Consider the following 18,995-nt stretch of genomic DNA (forward strand, 5'->3'; position numbering starts at 1 on the left):
CTGATCCCGGGCCCTCGGTCCGGCTCGTGATTGACTGGCACGCATGGCCCTGTTCCCGCGTCCGTTCGCTCCGGTCCGCCGATGACCGCCGAGTCGCCCGCGGCCACCCGGCCGCGCAACCGCAAACAGCTCATCGTCGAGGCGGCGGGCGGGGTGTTCAGCGCGCGCGGCTACCACGCCGCGTCCATGGAGGAGATCGCGACCACCGTGGGCATCACGGCGGCGGCCCTGTACCGGCACTTCCCGAACAAGTACGCGCTGTTCGCCGAGTGCGCGAACGTCATGGTGGACCGGCTCGTCGCCGCGGTCGACGAGGTGCCGCCCGACGCCGCCGCGGCGGACGTGCTCGCCGCCGTCACCCGGGTCACCGTCGCGCATCGCGCGGCGGGCGGGCTGTACCGGTGGGAGGCGCGGTACCTCGAACGCGGTGACCGCCGGGTCCTCAAGGCGAAGTTCGCCCACGTCGTCGCGCGGGTGAGCGAGGTGGTGCGGCGCGAGCACCCGCTGCCGGACGAGCACCTGCGGGCCGCGGCGGCCCTCGGGGTGATCGCGTCGATCACGATGCACCGCACCTCGATCGCCCCGCGCCGGGCCGAAGACCTGCTGCTGGCGTCCGCGTTGCGCGTGGCCGCGACCAGTCCCAAGGCGGCCGTCGGGAGCGCGCGCTCCGTCGAGCTGCCCGTCCTGCCCGTGCCGCGCACCCGGCGCGCGGAGATCCTCGCCGCCGCCGTCCCGCTGTTCGAGCGGGACGGCTTCGCCAACGTCACGAACGGCCGGATCGCCGAGGCCGCGGGGCTGGTCCCGTCGACGCTCTACCGCCATTTCCCCGGCAAGGCCGACATCCTGGCGGCGGCCTGCCTGCAGGCGGCGGGACTGCTGGCCCAGGCGGTGGAGCAGAACCTGCACGGGGTGGCCGGCCCGCACGACGCCGTGATCGCCCTGGCGGCGACGTACGTGGCCTACAGCTTCGAGCACACCGCCCTCACCAGCGTCGCCGACGCCGAGGTCGCCGGCCTGCCCGCCGGCTTGCAGCGCCCCCTGGCCGTCGCCCAGCGCGAGCACATCGCCATCTGGGAGCAGCAACTGCGGCTCGTCCGCCCGGACCTCGATCCGCGCCAGGCCCGGGCCCTGGTGCACGCGGGGTTCGGTGTGGTGGTCGAGGCCGGACGGCGGCTGCGGTGGCAGGACAGCCCGGACCACCGCGGCGCCGTCACCGACCTGGTCGTGGGGGCGCTGGGGCTCCCGGCGTGAAGGCCCGGCGCGGACCTTCACGCCGTCGGACGCGCCGGTCAGGCGCCGGGCCGGTTCGCGGTGGGGATCACGATGGTCGTGCTGGCCGGTGAGGTCCCGTTGTTGAGGAACAGCATCGCCAGCGCGCGCACGAACTGGTCGAACATGTAGAACCCGACGGGCAGGACCGGCAGCAGTCCCTCGCGGAACGCGATGTAGGTGGGCCAGCCGGTGCGGACCAGGGTGGCCGCCGCGTAGTCGCGGGGCAGGGAGAGCCAGTCGCCGATCTTGTCGTTCAGCACGTAGCGCACGAACTCGTTGAGGAATCCGCGGGTGACGCCGAGGTCGACCTGTGCGGTCAGGCCGAGCAAGTCCTTGGCCAGTGCCTTGCCCTCGGTGGTCGGGGCGAGGATCGGCGTGAGCGCGTACGCCGACTGCGCGTTCGCGTCGGCCCACGTCTTGGGGATGAACTCGTCCCGCACGCCGAGCAGGTGGATGGCGACCTGCCACATGTGCAGGAAGGCCTCCTCTTCCGCGGCCGTCATCGGGACCCTCCATTCGAGCAGCTTCCGGTGCACGAAGGTGCCTAGGCTGTGGAAGGTGACCAGGATGTCGCCGTTGCTGATCGGGATCTGCGTGTCCGTGGTCGCCTGCCAGTGCGACGACTGCGGCAGCAGATGACGCACCGCGGCGTGCACCAGCCGCGTCTTGTTGGCGGTGACGACGAACTGGCCGGTGGGCTCGTAGGCGGTCAGCTCGCTCAGGTCGTAGCCGAAGGTGAACGTCTTGGCCGCGCGGTCCTTCATGTTGGCGCCACCCGCGGACCAGTAGACCGACGCGGCCTCCCGCGGGATCACCGTGCTCATGATGCCGCTGCCGAGGCCGTAGAGCATGAACAGGTAGGTGTCCTTGCGCCGGTTGAAGTCGGCGGCGAGCCGGAGCTTGGCGCGGTCGGCCCACGAGGGCAGGGCGGCGGCTTGCTGCAGGTGGGCGGCGAGGGCGGCGGGCAGGCCGCCGGGCAGCGGGTCGTTGTTGTTCGCCCACGACGCCAGCGCGGTGTTGACCGCCGGGACCTGGCCGTTGTCGAGAAGCGCCGCCAGCAGGCCGTCGACCGGGTCGTCCCAGACCTGCCACGGGTCGGCTCCCGTGCCGGTGCCGGCCACCGAGCCCGCCGGCGACCAGGCCCACGCGGGGGCGGCCGTGCTCGCCACTCCCGCGAGCCCCAGTGCCGCACCGAGGGACAAGACGCTCCTTCTGCTGAGATTGCTCATTTACTTACCTGCTTCCTTGGAGGCGTAACCGTGCATCTCTGCTTTCTGGCCTGGACTTGGTGCCACGACGTCGTGCCCGAGCTTGTCTAGCTGTGCGATTTCTCGTTAACATATCGAAGCGGGGTGCCCGTCAGCAAGGCCATCACCTGCCGGAACCGGTTCGCAGACGTCGAAGGAGTCCTGATGACCAGCGTCGTCCCTGCCAAACGGTCGCTCTACGAGGAAGACCACGAGCTCCTGCGGGACACGGTGCGCGCCTTCGTCGACAAGCACGCCGCGCCGCACGCCGAGCGGTGGAAGGCCGAGGGCAAAGTCGACCGCGAGCTCTTCCGGGAAGCCGCCCGCGCCGGGATCCTCGGCTTCTCCATCCCCGAGGAGTACGGCGGGGGCGGCATCACCGACTACCGCTTCAACGCCGTGATCGGCGAGGAGTTCTCGCGTAACCCCGTGTCGGACGGGCTCGCCTGCGTGGCGCTGTCCAACGACATCGTCGTGCCCTACTTCACCGACCTGACCGACGACGAGCAGAAGGCCCGCTGGCTGCCCGGCATCGCCGCCGGGGAGCTCGTCGTCGCGGTCGCGATGACCGAGCCCGGCACCGGGAGCGACCTGGCCGGGATCAGCACCACCGCCGTCCGCGACGGCGACGACTACGTGGTCGACGGCAGCAAGGTCTTCATCTCCAACGGCCAGAACGCCGACCTCGTCGTCACCGCGGTCCGGACCGGGCCGGACCGCCACGGCGGGCTCAGCCTGCTGGTCATCGAGGCCGGGCGCGCCGGCTTTTCCCGCGGCCGCAACCTGGAGAAGATCGGCCTGCACGCCCAGGACACCAGCGAGCTGTTCTTCCAGGGCGTCCGGGTGCCCGCCGCCAACCTGCTCGGCGAGGAGGGGTCGGGCTTCCGCGGCCTGATGCGCAACCTGCCCCAGGAGCGGATCTCGATCGCCGCCAACGCCGTGGCCTCGTCGGAGGGCGTGCTGGAGCGCACCCTGGACTACGTCAAGCAGCGCACGGCGTTCGGCAAGCCGATCGGCTCGTTCCAGAACACCCGCTTCGAACTGGCGGAAATGGTCACGGCCGTGCGGGTGAGCCGCAGCTACGTCGACGACCTGCTCGCCCGGCACTCCCGCGGCGAACTGTCCGCTGTGGACGCCGCGGCGGCGAAGTTCTGGACCACGGAGCAGTACGTCGACCTCGTCGGGCGGTGCCTGCAGCTGCACGGCGGGTACGGCTACATGCTCGAATACCGCATCGCGCAGGACTACCTCGACTCGCGCGTCTCCACGATCTACGGCGGCACCACGGAGATCATGAAGGAGATCGTCGGGCGCGACCTGGGCCTGTGAGCCCCCGCCTCCCGCGAGCCGACGTCCTCTGTGGATGGTCAGGCCGCCAGTGACGTGACGTCATGTCCCTCCCGCAGGAATGTCATGACGGCGTGGTGACGTGGTCCCACTGGTGGCCGGGCGGCCGAACGGCTGAGATCGAGACATGGTCAAGAATCCCGGGAGGCACTGGCGGCTCGGCAAAGTCAGGTCCGGCGACGGGAGCGCCCTTCGCGAATACCGTCCCTGGCAGCTCTTTTCCCGTTCACTGTTCTACCTGGATCTCGTGGCCCCTCCGGGAAACAGCCACGTGTACGCGGTCGACGTCCGTTACCTCGCCGATGCGAAGACCCGGAGGCAGCACGAGAAGGCGGTGGGGAAGAGCCCGGCCGCGCTGTACCGGGACGGCGTCCAGGTCTACCGGGCCAACCTGCCGGTGGCGTTCCCGGTCCCCGGCGGAGTCATCGAGGTGGCCACCAGCGCGTTCGGCCTGAAGCGCCTGCGTTTCGTCGAGGACGACGGCCGCGAGCACACCCTGCGGCCCGACCCCCGTTCGCAAGAAGGCCGGCGAGCGAGGTTCGGGCGCCGGTTCCCCCGTGCCAGTACCGTGGTCGGGGTGGTGTCCCTCGCCATCCTCCTGGTGGCCCTCACCGTCAGCCTGCTCCACGGCGCGGACGCCCTCACCCGCATACCCCTGGTCGCCGCGCACATCGGCACGTTCACCTCGCCGATCCACCTCCCCACATGGGCGAAGATCACCCTGGGCGGCGCCGGGTTCCTCGCCGCGGTCGAACGCGCCTCGAGGCTCCGGTACAACCGCCTGATCGACTCCGTCGCCTCGTGAGCAGAGCACCACGCGCGCGTCGCCCAGAGCCGCTTTCGGGCTGTGCCGGAGTCCTTCGGGAACTCGTCGTCCGGTTCGGACACGACGCTCCGCGCCTGGGCCGCTCGGTGGCCTTTCTGCACCAGAACTGCGCCACGGTCATCACGGGCCGGAGTCTGCGGCCCACAACCTGATCGAGAAGGCACTCGACTGACGGCCGGTAGCTGGGGGGCGCATGGGGGTGGAGGCCGTAGACGGCCGGACAGCCCCGGACCAGACAAGTGCGGCCCCTGTCCAGGTAATGCCTGGTCAGGGGCCGTTTTCTGCTGGTGCTCGCGAGTGCCCCCGGTGAGATTCCGGCGGCAATCACACCAATCGTCCTACCCGACGGGCTGCTGATCCGGGTCGATGTACGGCTGGTGATGGAGCGTCGGCCGCGGGGGAGCGTGCGTTGAACGCGATGCTCAGGTTCGAGTCTTCGGCAGGACTGCCAGAGGATGGGAACGGGTCTGATCAGCGGCCTTACGTCGGCATCTTGACGATCGAGGCGAGTGTCGAGCTCCCCGAGCCGGGCGGGAACCCGGCATGAGCGGCAGCTCGCCGGCCGTTGCCCGGTTCGTGACGATTACGATGGGGTTGGTCATCGGGCTCACCTTCCTGTTCGGGTTCGGGAACGTGCTGAATCTGGCGTTTAAGTTGCAGGTGCCGGTGTTCGTGGCGCCGCTGGTGGCCCCGGCTGTCGACTTGACTGTGCTGGGCCTGCTGGTCGGGACGCGACACCTGGCGCTGTCCGGGGCCAGCGAGGAGACACTGCGCCCGGCGCGACGGCTGCTCATGGCGGCGAGCGTGGTCACGCTACTTCTGAACGTCGCCGACCCGGTTTGTGCTGGTCAATGGGGTAAGGCGGCCTTCGATGCCGTCGGTCCGCTGCTGCTGATCGGGTGGGCCGAGGCGGGACCTGGCCTTCTTCGCGCGCTCAATGCCTCTGACGCTGAGAGTGGGGCCGACCAGTTGTGCGTTCACGTCGAGCAGAAGATGACCGAGTCTAAGAGCGTGCTGCCCAGCCGACAGCAGGCTGCCGCAGCACCTGGCCGGAGCGCTGATCTCGACGAGGATCTTGTCGAGCGGGCTCGTCTTGCGGACGCCGACTACTGGCGGCAGCATCGGCGGCCGATCTCCGCGGAGACGCTGCGGAAGCAGCTTCGGATTGGCGCGGCGACCTCGCGGAGTCTCGTGGCGGTGGTTCGACGGATGAACGCGCCGGTAGGCCCGGCAGGCCATCCGTGAGCTCATGCGATACAGATGTCTCGGCGTCATGAACGTTGTATGCGCCGCGAGCGCGAGGAAGCTGCGGACGGCGCCGGTGTCCCCGCGCCTGTAGGGATGATCGAGATGTAGTCCCCGCCGATGCGGATTTGGCTGTCACGTGCCCTGCGGGAGCAAACGAGAGAAGAATTCATTGATGGTGGCTTGGGCGCGTTCAGCGGATAACTCGTAACCGGAAGCTCAACCTCACGGGCGCCAAGATCGAGTTCGATCTACAAGGATCCGACGGCCAGTGCGTTCCTGTCGATTCACCGTGCCCTCCGGGATGGACAGAAGTGGCTGAGGAGCTGGTCAAGAAGGATCGGTGGCGTGTTGTCACCCTGGGGCGGGATCAGATCGGTCCTGAGTCGCTCAATGACACCACGGTATGACCGGTCGTAGCTGAGCGAGACTGCCTGGTCGAGCGGGGCAACCACTGGCGGGCGCCGTACCGGTCGATCAACGAGGGCAGCGTGGCGCGGTCGGCGTGACCGGACCCGCTGGCCGGGCTGGGCAGGTCCCGCCTCCGTTTGTCGTAGTGTTTCGAGTGTGCGTGGCGCCCGTCAACGGCTGTTGAGGGCCGGGCGGGAAGGGGTTTGATCAGTCTACGGGCGGCGTTGAGCCTGGCGGGGCGGTTGCGTCGGCTGGAGGTGCCCGTGCGGCTGGTGGGTTGGCCAAGGCGCAACAACAGCCGGTCTTGTTCGGTGGATACCGACGTCGGACGCGGTCGCTAGTCCACGCATGCGGCGGGCTCGGGATGCGGCGGGGCGGGCCGGTGATCGTCCCGGAGACGATCGTGGTCGAGCACGGCCGGGTGTTCGTCCCGGCGGCGTTCACCGCGGCCTGCGCGAAGCTAGGCATCACGCTGCAGCCGGCACGCAAGCGCAACCCGACCGACAAGCCGCACGTCGAGTCCGGGTTTTGGCGCGTGGCCAACGTCATCAACCGTTGTCGGTGACCCGTCCATTCGCGGCATGTGGACGTACGTGGCGCAGAGCCGCCACGGCGCCAATCGTTCCCGCCGCGACTTCCCGCTCCAACTCCTCTACCAGTTCGTGTTCGGCCAGCAGGTCGGCCAGCCGACGAGCGGCGTATGCGACGCCGCTGTCTGCCCAGGTACGCAGCAGCGAGATGGCGGCCTCGACTTGACCTTGCGCGGCCAATAGCTCGGCCAACCGGATGGCGGCGTGGTTGTCGCCGTTGTCGGCGCGGCTGCGTAGCTCCGCTTCGTGTCCTTGTTCGGCCAGCAGCTGAGCCAACTGGTCGGCGGCGATGTCGTCGCCGTTGTCGGCGCGAGTGCGCAGCTCTGCGCTGTCTCCTTGGTCGGCCAATAGCTCGGCCAACCGGATGGCGGCGTGGTCGTCGCCGTTGTCGGCGCGGGTGCGTAGCTCCGCTATGTGTCCCTGTCTGGCGAGTAGATCGCCCAATAAGAAGGCGCCGTAGGTGTAGCGGCGGGCGGGGGTGCGTAGCAGCAGGATGGCGGCCTCGACTTGTCCTTGCTCGGCCAGCACTCGAGCCAACCGGATGGCAGCGTGGTCGTCGCCGTTGTCAGCGCGGGTACGTAGCTCCGTGGTGCATCCTTGTTCGGCCAGCACTCGAGCCAACCGGATGGCGGCGGGTCCGTCGCCGTTGTCAGCGCGGGTGCGCAGTTCCTCAGTGGACGCTCGTGTGGCCCACAGCTCAGCCAACTTGTAGGCGGACGAATCGTCGCCGTTGTCGGCGCGGGCGCATAGCTCCGCGGTGTGTCCATGTTTGGCCAGCAGATCAGCCAACCAGTAGGCGGCGTGGAGAGTGTCATTGTCGGCGGGGGTGCGTAGCAGCGGGATGGCGGCTTCGGCTTGTCCGTCATCGGCCAGGAGTCGAGCCAACTGGATGGCGGCATGGTCGTCGCCGTCGTCGATTAGCTGTTGGTACAGGGTCACGGTTTCGTGTTCGCGGCCACGGCGTTCGGCGTTGTCCGATATGCGTGCAGTGTCGTCGGGATGGTGGTGGCGAATCAGGGCGTGCCAGGCGGCATCGGGAAGGTGCTCGCGACGGCGAAGTTGTAAGGCGTGTTGGTGCAGGTAGTCGGCGACCTGGTAGCCAGCGATGGTTCCCATGCCTGCAGCGACGGGGGTGAGGGCGGCGGTGGCGCCGTGCAGCAGTCTGGTGGCGTAGTCCAGGGCGTGTTCGAGCCAGTCCGGGGGTGCGGTGGCGACTTCCCGCTCGTTGAGGTAGCTGGGTGCGGCGTCGGCGAGGTAGTCGTGGGTGAGGGGGGCGTGGGCGCCGACGCGGCGGGCGTCGAGTGCGGCGGTGATGACCGCTTTGGCGTAGGCGGGTGCATGTGTCCAGTGGCGGATCAGTCCTGGGCCTGCGGCCATGACCTGGGTGAAGCCGGCGTCGGGGGTGTCAAGCGCGACCCGGATACGGTGATCAGTGCTGGCGAGGTCCTCGGCGCGGCGCCGCTCGTGGGTGCTGAACGCCGTGGGCACGTGCAGCACGTCGGCCAGGCCGAGCAGTCGCCGGTCGTTGGCGTACGGATCCGGCTGGCCGTCTTCGGGGAGTGCAGCGCGCTTGTTGTGCTCGCCGGGCCAGCACGTCGCCACCAGCACCACCCCAGCCACGATCAGCTCGCGGACCTGGCCGGCCGACACGCCCCCGGCGAAGTCGAGGTAGTCCTGCAGCTCGTCCAGCCACACCACCGTCCGCCCGGTCGGATGCCCGGCGAACTTCCGCAGTGCCTCCGCGTCGTTGGGGTGCAGCAGCCACCAGTCCGGCAGCACCGCCTTCACCGCCTCGAACAGTGCGCGCGTCTTTCCGACGGAGGAGTCGCCGACCAGCAGCACGAACCCGCCCTGGTGCTGTGCCCGAGTGAGCTTAGTGCGCAAGTCGGCGTCGAAGTCCCGCGACACGTACGGCGGCAGCTCACCCCCATCCGGTCCGGATTGCGCGTCCTCGGGCGGCCGGGTGGTCTGGATCGCGGCATGCACCCCCAGCATCCGCGGCTGCGCGTCCCGGACCCGTACCGCTCCCGGCGGACAACGGTGGTGCTGGTTTGTCACCCGGTCCAGAGCCTGCAACCACGGTCGCTGCGCCTCCTCCTCGCGGATGCCGCAGACGGCCAGGAACGTCACCAACGTCTCGGCCTCGGGCACGGACTTGGCGTTGAGCAGGTCACTGGCGGTGGACCGCGGCAGAGCCGGTCTCCGCGCGCCTAGCGTCGGCAGCTTCTTGGCGGCATCGGCCAGCGCCTGCAGTGACAGCGACCGGACACGGCGTAGCTGGTCGAGGGCACCAGCTAGCTGGGGGAGCGTGCCGATCTCCGTCGGATCCATGCCCACCCCCTGCATCCCGTTTCGCCGTCCGGAGAAAAGTCGCCGGACAGCACCGGACACCGTACCCAGCTCATAGAAACGCCGCATCCTCCCTGGCCAGGCCGCCATAGCGTGCCGGCTAGTCGAACCCGTCGTCCGGGTCAGTACGGAGCACGTGCCGGACCCCGTCCCCGGCTGATCGGGTGTTCCTGGGCACGGGCAGGCCGGGCTCGCAACCCTGAAGGACAGGACACGATCATGTGGACGTCGTTGATCACCCTCTTTGCGCTGGTGCTGCTCACCGCCGCTGGCGCTGCCGCAGCGGTGGCGCTCACGAACACCGACCACCAGCGCGCCCTGCTGGCGCTGACCCTGCTCAAGATCCTCCTTGGGGCAATCCTCGGTAGTAGCGGCGCGCTTGCCGCGTCGATCCGCCTGCATCAAGCCGGACTTCTGTAACGCGGGTCGAACCTGCGTCGCTGGTCGCCGGCGCCCACCCGCATGAACGCGTGGCGGGTTCACCGAAAAAGGCCAGATAGTTTGACGCGTTTATCCGCCGGGCGCGTCAGACTATCTGTCTTGCGGCTGGTCAACGACTTGCCTTCGGTCAGCCCGGCTGTCGCTTGACACGCTGTTAGGCGACCATGAACCTGGTCCACACGACACTGAATCTGGTCCAGCCTGACGTTTTCGACAACCAACTTGGCCCGACCTGAGCGTGACCTCCTGTCGGCTCCGCTGGAGATGACCTATTCGCGACTGCCGGTAGGCGAAATTGATCTTGGAGGCAAGCGTGGAGGCGCCGGACCTGACCGCCGGACGGCGTGACGTGCGGGGTCCACCGTTGACGCCCACCGCGAGCCACAATCGAGCTCACCGACCGTATGTTGATCTTCAACGCGCGGCATCTGCACGCCGTGCTCGCCGAGTACGTCCGACACTACTACGGACGATGGCCGCACCGTTCCCGCGAGCTTCGCCCACCCCGGCCGACCCACCCCGCGACAGATCTCATCTCTCAGCGGATCAAGCGACGTCGGCTGTAGGGAGAGGTGGCGACGATGACACCCAGAGTCTCTACCAGCAACGTTGGCCACATCGAGCCTCGGCGCGGACTCGACAGAAGCGGCGAGCGCGATCGGCGTGACGGCCAAGGTCTGAGCCTTGACCTCCACGCCAACCGCGGCCGGTAAACGGGGTCAGAACAGGTCGAGCAGCCAGTCGACCAGAGCGCGGGCGACTACGGCGCAGGTGCCGCGGACGGCAGCGGCGAGCAGCACGAGTCGGGTCCGGCGGCTGCGGCAAGGTTGGTGGTCAGGCGTGGCTGGCATAGGTCTCCCAGTGGTTCGAGGAACTGGTTGGTGAGCCGGCTGCGTCCAGCGTGTGGGGCGTGGCGATGGCGCAGTACCAGTCCAGACGGGCCGTGTTGCGAGCCGGTGCGCGCAGAGGCAGCGTTAGTGCTGGCCTGAGCCGGATTCGCGACTTGGGCAGGCTTGAGAGGGCTGAGATGCTTGTCGGATGAGTGCGGACGAGGGCTTCGACCGGAAGCGATTGATCACACGGCCGGCGCTGCCTCCAGGCCCCCTCAAGGACTTCAAGGACGTGTTATTCGGCCTGTACTTGTCGGCAGGTGCCCCGTCGGTGTTGCGGATCCGCAACCGCATCCGCGAGTTGGCCGACGGTGACCCCCGTTGGCGACCCGACGGCCACGCCGTCCGCAGACACCGTGCACAAGATCTTGACGTCGAGAGATGTGCCGAATAGCCCCCACAATGTGATCGCGGTGACTGCAGCGCTGCTGTACCCGAGCGAGGTACCGGGTGTTGTCGTCCGGGTGAGGGGCAATCCTCGTGTTGAGGAGATCAGGCGGCTATGGAAACTCGCTGTCAGGTACGTTCCACCCGGCCGGCTGATCATCGACACCCCGGCAGCAGACCTCGAGGTCCGGCAAACGCTTCCTCCGAGGGCGGGTGACATGGGCCCTCTGCCGGACTACATACCCCGCGAGCACGACCGTCTCCTCCGTGACCTGGCCGCCGTAGCCTTGGCAGCGGAAGATCCTCGATCGGGGATCGCAGTGCTGGTCAGCGACTCGACCTCGGGCAAGACCAGAGCCCTGTACGAGGTGCTGCATCACCCCGTCGTGCCCGAGACCTCCTCCGGCAGGCGGGACGCACGCAGCCTGGCAGCTGCCAGGTGGTGAGCGGACTGCGCTGAGATCGATCCCGCAAATACTCTCCCGTCGTTGGTAGATAAAACTGAGGTAGCTGCGCGCGCTGACCTTGCTACGTGTCTCGCTGGCGGAAATGATCAACACGCTCGAGGTTTGTGCTTGCGTTCGACCACAGGCTCGGCGCCGCAGTTTGAGGGCGCGTTGGCGACTCTCAAGCGACTGCTCCGTAACAGCGCCGCGACGCTGACCGACTGGCATGATGTGACGTGGCTAGCAGTCCTCGGGACACTCTTAGGTACCGTGATCGGCTCAGTCAGCACCGTCCTAAGCAACAGTTTGGCTAGTCGCGCCGCGAGGCGCGAGCGCCTCGCGTCAGAAGCTCAGCGTCGTGAAGCACGTCGCCAAGCGATTGAAGAGTTTCTGGAGGCAGCACAGGAGGTTGATCGTGTCGCCAGTCATCAAGAAGATCGCCCCCCTGAGGTCATCCACCGGTTATGGCTTCGCAATCACCGCCTCGCAATCGTCGCGTCGAACCGGCTTCAAGATCCCTTAAAAGAGTTTGTAGACGCGTTGGACACGTCGTTCTGGGAGGGTACCCCCGATGGACGGCCGCTATGGCGACACCTCCACAAACCGCGTGACCGATTCGGACTTGCCGCGCGGACCGAGCTGAACTTCAATGATTGATCTAGACCGTAGGCCTCAAATATATTTAAGCCTGCAATAAAGATATTCCGTCAGCGACGGATCGGCAGCTGATCGGTCGGCTTGGCGCAGTGGAACCGGCGGAGGAGCCGAAATTGCAGCCCTGGACCCGCCGATAACGTTGGCCACTGTGAATCAGCGCAATCGTCAGTCCGTGCAACCAAAGGAGCACGATGCAGCAGGAGGTCGCGAGGCAACTGGCAACACTATCGCAGCCGCAGCGAAGCTACGTGCTAGGCATGATCGGCGCCTCGCTACTACGCGATTGGTACGAAGGCGGAGAAGAACAAGCGGCGAGATTTTCCGATCTCGTCGCTGCAGTACGCGTGCTCGACCAAGCGAGCAGTGCTCCAGACGAGTCACCGGTCGAGGTTAGTGTCAATGACGGCTACTCCGAGTGGGCCGACAGCTATGACCAGCCGAACGCGATGATCCAGGCCGAGGAGTCGACTGTGCGTTCCCTGCTCCTTAAACGGATCAGACCCGGATCGGCGATTCTCGATGCGGGATGTGGTACCGGCCGACACGCTGTCTGGTTGACGGCGCGCGGCTTTCGCGCCATCGGGATCGATCGCACTGAAGCAATGCTGCGACACGCGACAACCTCAGCCCCGCGAACACCGTTCGTGCAAGCAGACATCGAGACACTCCCGATCTCATCGGACTCGGTCGATGCCGCAGTCTGCTCGTTGGCCTTGTGCCACTTTCCTGACCTCGGTCCCGCCCTCCGGGAGCTGGCCAGAGTGCTGCGGCCGGGTGGGCACCTGATCGTCTCCGATCCGCATGGGCGCGCGGCGTATGCCGGCGGGCAGGGTTTCTACGGCGTCGGTGGGCTCGCGCGTCGCCGCTTCATCCGAAACTACTATCGCCAGGCCTCCGAATGGATCCAAGGCTTCACCGAAAGCGGATTCGCAGTGGAGTCCTGTCACGAGCCACGGATGGATGCAGCGGCAGCGAGAGCACACCCTATCGCTGGGTACTTCCCCGATGCCGCGCTCGCCGCACTGCTTGGAGTTCCCCACCTCTGGATCTGGTCGGTGATCCGCCGCCATGACTGATCTTCTTCAAGCCGCGACTCACCTGGGCGAACAGGCCGAACGCCGTTGGGAAGACCTTGACCGGGACTGCCGCATACCGAACGATCTTCACGTTACGGCAGTGGAGTCCGGGCTATTCCGAACCCTGGTTCCGGCAGACATGGGCGGCCGTGGAGCTGCCCCTCTCGACTGGTTCCGGTGCGGTGTGGAACTTGCCCGCCACGAGGCGTCATTCGGATGGGTCGTAACTCAAGGTGCGGTCGAACTCGGCTACATCGCTGCAGGAGGCGACACCGATTGGGCTCGCGAGGTTCTTCAGGATCCCCGCGCGGCGTCCGCCTCGTCCGTGAGTGGCATGGGCGTCTTACGTCGGCAGCCGTCAGGTCTGACCCTTAGCGGTCACTGGACCTTCAATACTGGCGCGCATGGTGCGACGTGGATCGGTGGCCTGGCCACCTTCGCCGGAAGCTCGCCGCCCGAGATCCGGCTGGTTTGGGTTCCTGCGGCAAACGCTCGGATCCTGGACGACTGGGACCCGACCGGGCTACGGGGCAGCGACAGTGGTTCCACTGTTATTCCCGAGCAGCACATCGACGAAGCCTGGGTACTGCGACCTTTCTCTGCGGTCGAACAGAACTCTGGTCCATACGGTTGCCTGCTTGGAAACGGGAACTGGCCGATCGCGTGCTCAGTCGCCGCGACAGAACTCGGCGCAGCGCGTCGCGCGATAGATGAGGCTGCAAATTTTTTGCACATAAAGACGTCCGGAGCCGACGGAAAGTCGTTAGCGCACGATCCAACGGCGCAGCGCCAAATGATCGCTGCGGAATCGATGTGGACCGCGTGCGTTGCCCTCCTCGAACGCGAATTGGGATCTATGTGGATCGAAGCGCAGCGCGACGGCTCCCTCACGACCGCGCAAAGAGTTCGCCTTCTGGCCGCGAACTCGCTCGCGGCCACGCAGTCTGTTCGCGTCATCGACCAGATGTGCGAGCTTACCGGTACGTTGTCGATCAAGCGTGAGCATCCGCTCAGCAGGGCAAGACGCGATGCGCAGGCACTTCGGGGGCATCGCGCGGTCAATGGCGAAGCTGTCGAGAACGCAGGAAAGGTGTGGCTCGGTGTCATTCCGGAACATCGTCGAGTCTGACTCGTCATTGGGCCTTCTTCATCAAGTGGCAGCGAGGGCGGGAAGCGAAAACCTAGCGCCGATCCTGATCCGAGACAAAAACCGTCTGCTAGACTCAGGTGTCAGTGACAAACTAGTCGCGAGCTTCCTCAATCATAGAATACTCACTCACCTCCTGTGGCAGCTCCAGATTGCAGGAATCGACCTCGACGCCGTTACCGTTGTAAAGAGTCTCTGGGAAGGTTGCAGTACGAGCACGGTTGTTCCGAGTCTTCGAGGGGATGCTTCTGATCGAATTCCCCTCAAGCAGATCGGGCAGCTTCTCGATCGCCACCGAATGATTCAGCGGGGTGTGATATCTACGCTAGCGAAATCGGTCCCTCGCGGTTTCCTTGTCATGTTCGGCCAAGGAATATCTCTGGCGCATCCTGAATATCGCGAGAGATTTTCCCATGACATCGATCTGGTAGTCGCCAATCCCGCGAGTGGCAATAAGCTGGTTGGAATACTCAATGATTTGGGCTTCGCCACGACCGATGTCAGATCCGGCTCGTACCGTGATGTTCCGTTCCATGACTGGACCTTGGATGCACCCAACATAGACGGGCACCGGATGCACGTCGACGTGTCGGCCGGCGCCATCACGAGAGCGGACGGCTGGATGAAGCCTGTCGTGCTCCCCAACCTATTTGACGCCGCTCAAGTTGTAGCCCTTCCCTCTGCACAAGATACAAGTGTGCTTGTCCCGAGCGATACCCATCAACTCCTCCTGCTAGTGGAGAAGGTGCAGCGTACGCAGCGTTATGACTACCGGGTTCGGTGCGACGTGAACGTACTGGTCAGGCTTGGCAACCTCGATACCGACTTCGTGGCGGTAGCCGCGCGGCACAGCGCCCTCTCGAACTCTCTCCGGTGGGCGGTCGGGGGGCGCCTGTTGTCGGCGCCGCGTCGCCGAAACCTAAGAGACCGGGTGAACTCGCTACTGATCGCTGCAATGGCGCGCACTGCTCACGGTGTCCCGCGCACGCATGGCCTCGCCGCGAAAGCCTTCCGTCGAATCTGTATTTGACTCTGCGCTGATTCGTCCAGCCAGCTCGAAGTGGTCGCCGACCAGATGTTCATACTTAACGTCGAAGGGCTCGAAGGACAGCGCTGTTTTCCTCCGGAAGCCCGACCGAGATACGTAGGCCATGTGCCGCATGCGCGAAAGTCCGGACGTGCACCCGTTCACGACCTAGCAGGTCTACGCAATCACTCAGCGTACCCGCAGGTGGCGTGCCGAATACGAAGTTCGCATACGACTGATCGACTTCCCAGCCTAACTCACGCAGACCAAGAGTAAGTCGCTCCCTTTCCGCTCGTACAGTGCCGATGCAGCCCGCATAGTATTTCTCGTCGCGGAGCACAGCCAAACCTGCGGCGACGGATAATGAGCTGACTGGATATGGATCCTGCGCTGCCGACAGCCGACCGATGAGTGACTGGCTACCGACAGCATATCCGAGCCGTACTCCAGCGAGGCCATATGACTTCGAAAAGCTACGCACGACCAGAAGGTCGGACCGATCGCCCAGAAGGGTAATTGCACTCCTGGGTGCGAATGACGCATATGCCTCGTCTAGGATTAACACTCCTGCGCCCGGGACCCGATCTACCAATTGTTCAGGCTCTAGCCATGTTCCTGTCGGATTGTTGGGGTTCACTAAGACGGTTAAATGCGCGCCCGATGAGTGGGCGCAATCTAGTAACTCCTCTGGAGTTCGGCTCAGTAGCACCTGTGCTGATGAAATCTCGGCGAGGTTGTAAAGAAAAGGATAGGTTGGATCGAGCATTGCAACGAGGCAGCCGGGATTGCAGAATGCCCGGAAGCAAGCGGCGAGGATTCCATCCGCACCATGTGACAGAAGGATCTGATCGACCGCCACCTGGTGATACTCGGCCAATTGTGACCGCAGCGGCTCTCCCAGTGGATCAGGATAACGATTGACACTGTTACTCGCGCCAGCTATCGACTCAACCACGAGCGGAGAAGGCAAGAACGCGCATTCATTGGCGTTCAACCTGATCCACCCGTCGGGTGATGCTTCGGCGGAGGCGCGAACCAGGCGAAGCTCGCGGTGGAATTTTAGTCCACGGTTCTCGGGGTCGTAGCTGTGCTCGCTCATTGTAAGACTCCCGTCTCGTCGGCGGCGCCGAGCTCCCGTTTGCGTTTATGCTCGGAAATTATGCGGAATACGGCGTGCACGAGCTCGGCCTGAGCACCGTCGCCACCCCAGGCGCAGTGCGGAGTCAGGATCAGGTTTGCCGGCAGGGGTTGCGCCAGCAACGAGCTCCTTGAATCCAATGGCTCGGATTCAAACACATCCAACGCCGCGCCCGCTATGACACCGCCGGATACCGCCGCCATCAATGCGTGTTCATTTACGATTCCACCCCTGCCCATGTTTATTAGGAATGCGCTCCTTTTCATCAGGATAAGTGCCTTGCCGTCTATTAGGTTTTCCGTATAAGCGGTTCTGGGTGCGTGTATTGTTACAAAGTCTGACGTTGTCAGTAGGGATTGAAGAGTTGCCCGCTTGAATCTCGAGTTTTCGTTCCTCCCGGTCGTCGAGAAGTATACGACCTCCGCCCCGAATGCTTGAGCCAACTCGGCTACTCGTACTCCGATGCTTCCGAGTCCGATTATTCCGACCCGCTTCCCTGCTATTTCGGTAAAACCGGCACCGATATGACTGAAGCAGTCCTGCGCCGAGTAGAGTCCCGCTGCGACAAAATCCGAATAATAAGGCAGTCGACACGTGAGGTTGAGCATCAGGCCGAGCGTGAACTGTGCCACGCTGTTGGTGGCATAACCCTGGATCGTGCGGACGACGATCCCCTTGCGGGACGCTTCGTCGAGGTCGATCCGGTCGGCTACCGATGCTGTGACCACGACAAGTTCAAGTTCCTCGGTTGCGTTAAGGGTGACAGCGTCGAGTGGGACCTTGTTGGTGAGGACTACGCGGGCATCTTTGACGCGGTCTAGAATTTCCGCGCGGCTTGTGGACTGATGGACCGTCAAGCTGCCCAGTCGTGCCAGGGGATTAAGGTTGGCTCTTTCGCTCAGAGTACCGGCGTCAAGAAATACGATATTGTTCGCAGTCATGAAGCTTCCGACCCCCGTTCCATTGCCACGCAGCGATGCAGCACACGAACGAAGTCGTTGTCATCGCGCACGACAACTTCCGACGCGCCGTGAAAGACGCCGTCGCAACCGTTGTTCACGAACAGCATCTCATCGGGTCCAAGTCGGCCTAGGCGCCGGCCGTATCCATCGAGGGCGGGTTGCACGTGGGCTGCACGCAGGACTGGCTTCTTGTCCCCGGCGTCGCTCGACCACTGGCAGACGTCGCCGAAATCGAGATTCCGGCTTGCTGCGTATGCCAGCGCGTCGATCAGAAGCACGTCGCCACCGTCAAAGCCGAGAGTTGGCCCGTACACGTGTGCGAAAAGCACGCTGTTGCAGTCCGCATGGGGCGGCTTAAACGACCACCGAGAGCCGAAAAGCTCAGTAGGTATCGCACCATCGTGCGTGATTGACTCAAGAATGCGGAAATCGCGACTCGGCGAGATCCTCGGGCTCCGTGAGCGAAAACGTTTCCATGCGGCGTTGAGCAATACAATGCTAGCAGCTCGAGTCTCTTCAATCGACATGAAATATGAGAAACCGCGCAGTAGACAGTAGCCGATGCCGCGCCCCTCGGGCCCGGTCGAGAGATTGTCGACGATGCGGTTCACCAGTAAGGACCGGCGTTCTCCATGTAGGTCGGAGGACGCCACGAATATTTCCTGTGATCTGAAAAGTTCGTGATCGAAATCCTGCGGCCGGTTCGGCGTATCGAAAGCGGCCCTGCGGGCCGCCATCATCGCTTTGCCCGGCTTGGGGTAATGGAGCTGATTCACCCTCGCGCCCTCCAATTCAATCGCGACCTCTGATCCGCTGCCGGATTACGAATTGCCCGCCTCTGGGACGCTGCGACCCAACGGGCGCGCATCCCCAAGCCTGGATGTGGCGAAAGCTGGAGCCATGTTAGGTACCGATACATCTGAGAATTGGAGATCGTGTCGCAAAAGATCGAATCAACATGCCACAGCGGTTCGAAGGTGTGGATGAGTTCTGCCCGGCCGACAAGATCGGTAAATGCCAGCGAAACGGTACTTTTTGTCAGCTGTCGATAAACGTCGTGGAACACAACATTGACCAAGCCGGATCGTTGCGCCTGCAGCACCCTGCGTCTTTGGTTGACATGATCATCGAATAGAGCGAACGTGTCCGGGCCCAGCTCGCCGGCCAACTTGGTCCAGTCAGACCTGAAGAACTCCGCCTGATTCGGCAGGCAGTCGGGCGGTTGATACGGGTCAAAGCAGAGTATGCGAGCGCTCGATGCTCCGGCAGCCATGATCCAAGCAGACCAGCCGGTGGCCGAGCCGCTATCGATGATAGCCGATGGTTGCAGTTCCGCGACAAGGCGATAGAGCCAGAACGCCTCAGCAATGCTCATGGAGCCGGGGCCTGACGGGACCGGCAGTTCGCCGAGGAGATGCTTGAATTTCGGGAGGTGTCTTTGTACGTATTGTTGCCAACGTACCGCCACGTCAGGCGATGGCATTAGCTTCACCAATTCGGACAGGCGGTCTTCATCAGGCAGGTGCACGGTCATGTT

The 18,995-nt window shown here is 64.9% G+C and carries 18 protein-coding genes; 11 read left to right on the forward strand and 7 right to left on the reverse strand.

Going from position 1 to position 18,995, the window contains the following annotated elements; translation table 11 throughout:
- Positions 1–81: 81 nt before the first annotated feature.
- The gene (locus OG494_RS03750; protein ID WP_328451956.1) at positions 82–1,251 is read left to right on the forward strand and encodes a TetR/AcrR family transcriptional regulator; all 1,170 of its coding nucleotides are present in this window, start codon (positions 82–84) and stop codon (positions 1,249–1,251) included.
- Between the two features lie 38 nt (positions 1,252–1,289).
- On the opposite strand, the gene OG494_RS03755 is transcribed toward OG494_RS03750, so the two are convergent.
- A complete protein-coding gene (locus OG494_RS03755) occupies positions 1,290–2,501 on the reverse strand; it encodes an oxygenase MpaB family protein (protein ID WP_328451958.1) in 1,212 nt (403 codons plus the stop codon).
- 183 nt (positions 2,502–2,684) lie between these two features.
- Here OG494_RS03755 and OG494_RS03760 point away from each other — a divergent pair, with 183 nt between their 5' ends.
- From OG494_RS03760 to OG494_RS03775, 4 genes are all read left to right on the forward strand, one after another.
- On the forward strand, positions 2,685–3,848 hold the full coding sequence (locus OG494_RS03760; protein WP_328451960.1) for an acyl-CoA dehydrogenase family protein: 1,164 nt from the start codon (positions 2,685–2,687) through the stop codon (positions 3,846–3,848).
- Positions 3,849–4,113: 265 nt separating this feature from the next.
- A complete protein-coding gene (locus OG494_RS03765) occupies positions 4,114–4,671 on the forward strand; it encodes a hypothetical protein (RefSeq protein ID WP_328451962.1) in 558 nt (185 codons plus the stop codon).
- 564 nt (positions 4,672–5,235) lie between these two features.
- Entirely contained in the window at positions 5,236–5,937 is a 702-nt protein-coding gene (locus tag OG494_RS03770) for a hypothetical protein (protein WP_328451964.1), read from the forward strand.
- 793 nt (positions 5,938–6,730) lie between these two features.
- Positions 6,731–6,913: a hypothetical protein gene (locus tag OG494_RS03775; protein ID WP_328451967.1), complete on the forward strand. Its 183-nt coding sequence runs from the start codon at positions 6,731–6,733 to the stop codon at positions 6,911–6,913.
- On the opposite strand, the gene OG494_RS03780 is transcribed toward OG494_RS03775, so the two are convergent.
- Positions 6,897–9,269: a hypothetical protein gene (locus OG494_RS03780; RefSeq protein ID WP_328451969.1), complete on the reverse strand. Its 2,373-nt coding sequence runs from the start codon at positions 9,267–9,269 to the stop codon at positions 6,897–6,899. The genes OG494_RS03775 and OG494_RS03780 overlap by 17 nt on opposite strands.
- A 237-nt stretch (positions 9,270–9,506) precedes the next feature.
- Here OG494_RS03780 and OG494_RS03785 point away from each other — a divergent pair, with 237 nt between their 5' ends.
- The 5 genes from OG494_RS03785 to OG494_RS03805 all read left to right on the forward strand — a co-directional run bounded on the left by OG494_RS03785 (position 9,507) and on the right by OG494_RS03805 (position 14,313).
- A complete protein-coding gene (locus tag OG494_RS03785; protein ID WP_328451971.1) occupies positions 9,507–9,707 on the forward strand; it encodes a hypothetical protein in 201 nt (66 codons plus the stop codon).
- Between the two features lie 1,324 nt (positions 9,708–11,031).
- Positions 11,032–11,451 (forward strand): hypothetical protein, encoded by a 420-nt coding sequence (locus OG494_RS03790; protein ID WP_328451973.1) that lies wholly within the window; start codon positions 11,032–11,034, stop codon positions 11,449–11,451.
- A gap of 129 nt (positions 11,452–11,580) precedes the next feature.
- Positions 11,581–12,108 (forward strand): hypothetical protein, encoded by a 528-nt coding sequence (locus OG494_RS03795; RefSeq protein ID WP_328451975.1) that lies wholly within the window; start codon positions 11,581–11,583, stop codon positions 12,106–12,108.
- A 191-nt stretch (positions 12,109–12,299) separates the two neighbouring features.
- Positions 12,300–13,184, forward strand: a complete 885-nt coding sequence (locus OG494_RS03800) for a class I SAM-dependent methyltransferase (protein ID WP_328451977.1) — start codon at positions 12,300–12,302, stop codon at positions 13,182–13,184.
- A complete protein-coding gene (locus OG494_RS03805) occupies positions 13,177–14,313 on the forward strand; it encodes an acyl-CoA dehydrogenase family protein (RefSeq protein ID WP_328451979.1) in 1,137 nt (378 codons plus the stop codon). The genes OG494_RS03800 and OG494_RS03805 overlap by 8 nt, the downstream gene beginning before the upstream one ends.
- A gap of 112 nt (positions 14,314–14,425) precedes the next feature.
- On the opposite strand, the gene OG494_RS03810 is transcribed toward OG494_RS03805, so the two are convergent.
- Positions 14,426–14,626 carry a hypothetical protein gene (locus OG494_RS03810; RefSeq protein ID WP_328451981.1) on the reverse strand — a complete coding sequence of 67 codons (201 nt, stop codon included), beginning with the start codon at positions 14,624–14,626 and terminating at the stop codon, positions 14,426–14,428.
- Between the two features lie 63 nt (positions 14,627–14,689).
- Here OG494_RS03810 and OG494_RS03815 point away from each other — a divergent pair, with 63 nt between their 5' ends.
- Positions 14,690–15,361: a hypothetical protein gene (locus OG494_RS03815; RefSeq protein ID WP_328451983.1), complete on the forward strand. Its 672-nt coding sequence runs from the start codon at positions 14,690–14,692 to the stop codon at positions 15,359–15,361.
- Positions 15,362–15,416: 55 nt separating this feature from the next.
- On the opposite strand, the gene OG494_RS03820 is transcribed toward OG494_RS03815, so the two are convergent.
- From OG494_RS03820 to OG494_RS03835, 4 genes are read right to left on the reverse strand one after another with little or no spacing between them, the layout of a single operon-like run.
- On the reverse strand, positions 15,417–16,457 hold the full coding sequence (locus OG494_RS03820) for a pyridoxal phosphate-dependent aminotransferase (RefSeq protein ID WP_328451985.1): 1,041 nt from the start codon (positions 16,455–16,457) through the stop codon (positions 15,417–15,419).
- The gene (locus tag OG494_RS03825) at positions 16,454–17,437 is read right to left on the reverse strand and encodes an NAD(P)-dependent oxidoreductase (RefSeq protein WP_328451987.1); all 984 of its coding nucleotides are present in this window, start codon (positions 17,435–17,437) and stop codon (positions 16,454–16,456) included. Before OG494_RS03825 ends, OG494_RS03820 begins: the two co-directional genes overlap by 4 nt.
- The gene (locus OG494_RS03830; RefSeq protein ID WP_328451989.1) at positions 17,434–18,234 is read right to left on the reverse strand and encodes a hypothetical protein; all 801 of its coding nucleotides are present in this window, start codon (positions 18,232–18,234) and stop codon (positions 17,434–17,436) included. The genes OG494_RS03825 and OG494_RS03830 overlap by 4 nt, the downstream gene beginning before the upstream one ends.
- A complete protein-coding gene (locus OG494_RS03835; protein WP_328451991.1) occupies positions 18,231–18,992 on the reverse strand; it encodes a hypothetical protein in 762 nt (253 codons plus the stop codon). Before OG494_RS03835 ends, OG494_RS03830 begins: the two co-directional genes overlap by 4 nt.
- Positions 18,993–18,995 lie beyond the last annotated feature (3 nt).

Source organism: Amycolatopsis sp. NBC_00438, assembly GCF_036026695.1.
Classification (GTDB): domain Bacteria; phylum Actinomycetota; class Actinomycetes; order Mycobacteriales; family Pseudonocardiaceae; genus Amycolatopsis.

Excerpts from the sequence above, each read along its gene's own strand:
- OG494_RS03750 (WP_328451956.1), top strand. The coding sequence starts at position 82 with ATGACCGCCGAGTCGCCCGCGGCCACCCGGCCGCGCAACCGCAAACAG.
- OG494_RS03755 (WP_328451958.1), bottom strand. The coding sequence starts at position 2,501 with ATGAGCAATCTCAGCAGAAGGAGCGTCTTGTCCCTCGGTGCGGCACTG.
- OG494_RS03760 (WP_328451960.1), top strand. The coding sequence starts at position 2,685 with ATGACCAGCGTCGTCCCTGCCAAACGGTCGCTCTACGAGGAAGACCAC.
- OG494_RS03770 (WP_328451964.1), top strand. The coding sequence starts at position 5,236 with ATGAGCGGCAGCTCGCCGGCCGTTGCCCGGTTCGTGACGATTACGATG.
- OG494_RS03780 (WP_328451969.1), bottom strand. The coding sequence starts at position 9,269 with ATGGATCCGACGGAGATCGGCACGCTCCCCCAGCTAGCTGGTGCCCTC.
- OG494_RS03785 (WP_328451971.1), top strand. The coding sequence starts at position 9,507 with ATGTGGACGTCGTTGATCACCCTCTTTGCGCTGGTGCTGCTCACCGCC.
- OG494_RS03800 (WP_328451977.1), top strand. The coding sequence starts at position 12,300 with ATGCAGCAGGAGGTCGCGAGGCAACTGGCAACACTATCGCAGCCGCAG.
- OG494_RS03805 (WP_328451979.1), top strand. The coding sequence starts at position 13,177 with ATGACTGATCTTCTTCAAGCCGCGACTCACCTGGGCGAACAGGCCGAA.
- OG494_RS03815 (WP_328451983.1), top strand. The coding sequence starts at position 14,690 with ATGTTCGGCCAAGGAATATCTCTGGCGCATCCTGAATATCGCGAGAGA.
- OG494_RS03820 (WP_328451985.1), bottom strand. The coding sequence starts at position 16,457 with ATGAGCGAGCACAGCTACGACCCCGAGAACCGTGGACTAAAATTCCAC.
- OG494_RS03825 (WP_328451987.1), bottom strand. The coding sequence starts at position 17,437 with ATGACTGCGAACAATATCGTATTTCTTGACGCCGGTACTCTGAGCGAA.
- OG494_RS03835 (WP_328451991.1), bottom strand. The coding sequence starts at position 18,992 with ATGACCGTGCACCTGCCTGATGAAGACCGCCTGTCCGAATTGGTGAAG.